This window comes from Bradyrhizobium genomosp. III, assembly GCF_000261705.1.
Lineage (GTDB): Bacteria > Pseudomonadota > Alphaproteobacteria > Rhizobiales > Xanthobacteraceae > Bradyrhizobium > Bradyrhizobium ottawaense.
Genome location: NZ_AJQF01000032.1, coordinates 1 through 1693, shown reverse-complemented (window position 1 = coordinate 1693; position 1693 = coordinate 1). Strand labels below are relative to the sequence as shown.

The following is a 1693-nucleotide window of genomic DNA, read 5'->3' as shown; positions in this document are numbered from 1 at the left end:
CCGCCCAGCCAAGCAGCTCGACGAAGTCGGTGCCGAAGCGGCGGCCGACGGTGAGGCCGAAGGCGGCGGTGTAAAAGCTCGTGGCCTGCGCGATGTCGGGGACGTCGATGTTGAGGAGAAAGGTCATGCCGGACTCGTTGCGCGGTTGCGCCGCGAGCGTAGCCCGAATGGAGCGCCAGCGTCATCCGGGATGTTGCCGCTCGCTCGGCCCCGGATTCGCGGAGCCTGTCATCGGGCCGCGCCTCGCGCCGACCCGTTGGCTCCGTCCGGGCTACGCCCTCCGCGGACGGCACCATGGCATGATGCCACTGTTTTGCCCGACGCGGCAAAAGAGAATTCGTAATAACCGAAAATACAAGCCTTATCAAGGCCGTATCTACTGTGCATGGGGTTGTTTTCGCAAAATCGCTTCCGGCGGCCTCACTTGCCTCTCAGGCTGAGGATATAGGCCGAAAGCGCATCCGCCTGCTCCGGCGCGATCACGAGGTTCGGCATATTCTGGTGGCTGGTCCGCCAAAACACCTTGAGCGACAGCGCGGTGGTGCCGCTCCTTTCAGCGATGGCCTGGAAGCTCGGGGCCTCGTCGAAGAAGCCGGCCATGTGCGGCTCGACGGCGTGACAGCTCTGGCACCACGCCTCTGCCAGACGATGCCCTTCGTCGACCGCGCGCGGGCCGGACCTCGGCGCCCCCGCGGCGGTGTGGACGACGCTGAACAGAAACAGCGCCGACAACGCGATCAGGACGGCGAGGCCGATGTAGATTCGAGCGCTGTGCGACATGACTATCCCTCGCGATGGCCCGGCAGTTTAGCCAGCTTGACGCCTGGCCGGCACACCGGGTTGATCTGCGTCAACGGATTGCGCCTTCGCATCGCAGCTCCGCGCGCAACCTCAGCACGTCACGAGCTCGGTGTGGCCTCGTGGATCAAGCCGGTCGCAGGGATCGCGGCAACCGCGTAGGCTCGCGCCCGTCAACGACTCACGGAGGCACCACCATGAACGGCAATCGCTATTACGGCGTCCGCGTCGAGGGCGCGAAATACGGCGTCGGCTTCGGCTCCGCGCTCGCCATCGCGATCTCCTACACCAACAACCATTCTATACTGTGGGCGATCGTCCACGGCATCCTGGGCTGGTTCTACGTGATCTTCGTCGCGCTGTTTCGGTGATATCGCACCGGCGGGCGATGGCGGTTGCAGGCCGGCGGCAGCTTTCCCTTGCTTTCCTCGACCCTGCCCTTAGGGTCGCGCCGCGAACGAAGCGATCTACGAGAGAAGGGTTCAACGAGACTTGCCATGACCGACACGATGAAATGCCCCGCCTGCAGCTCCGAGCACGTCTATCAGGACCGCGATCTCTGGGTCTGCCCGGAATGCGGCCATGAGTGGAGCGGTGCGGCGGAGGCGGCGGCGGACACCGCGCAGGACGCCGGCGTGCGCGATGCCAATGGCAATGTGCTCGCTGACGGCGACAGCGTCATCGTGATCAAGGATCTCAAGATCAAGGGCTCCTCCTCGGTGGTCAAGGGCGGCACCAAGGTGCGCAACATCCGCCTGCAGGACGCCAGCGACGGCCACAACATCGCCTGCAAGATCGACGGCATCGGCGCGATGAACCTGAAGTCGGAGTTCGTGAAGAAGGCGTAGCTCGCGCCTACCTTTGCCGCTGCGCCAGATAGAAGCCGCACAGCACC

Annotated in this window: 3 protein-coding genes; 2 read left to right on the top strand and 1 reads right to left on the bottom strand. The window is 64.7% G+C overall.

All coding sequences use genetic code 11. The features are described from left to right. Window positions 1–420 precede the first annotated feature (420 nt). A complete protein-coding gene (locus IC66_RS0102980; protein WP_028144880.1) occupies window positions 421–780 on the bottom strand; it encodes a c-type cytochrome in 360 nt (119 codons plus the stop codon). A 215-nt stretch (window positions 781–995) separates the two neighbouring features. Here IC66_RS0102980 and IC66_RS47530 point away from each other — a divergent pair, with 215 nt between their 5' ends. After that, window positions 996–1169, top strand: coding sequence for a hypothetical protein (locus IC66_RS47530; RefSeq protein ID WP_162832229.1), 174 nt, complete (start codon window positions 996–998; stop codon window positions 1167–1169). Window positions 1170–1295: 126 nt separating this feature from the next. Further along, on the top strand, window positions 1296–1646 hold the full coding sequence (locus IC66_RS0102970) for a zinc ribbon domain-containing protein YjdM (protein ID WP_028144881.1): 351 nt from the start codon (window positions 1296–1298) through the stop codon (window positions 1644–1646). Window positions 1647–1693: the final 47 nt, after the last annotated feature.

Excerpts from the sequence above, each read along its gene's own strand:
- IC66_RS0102980 (WP_028144880.1), bottom strand. The coding sequence starts at position 780 with ATGTCGCACAGCGCTCGAATCTACATCGGCCTCGCCGTCCTGATCGCG.
- IC66_RS0102970 (WP_028144881.1), top strand. The coding sequence starts at position 1,296 with ATGACCGACACGATGAAATGCCCCGCCTGCAGCTCCGAGCACGTCTAT.
- IC66_RS47530 (WP_162832229.1), top strand. The coding sequence starts at position 996 with ATGAACGGCAATCGCTATTACGGCGTCCGCGTCGAGGGCGCGAAATAC.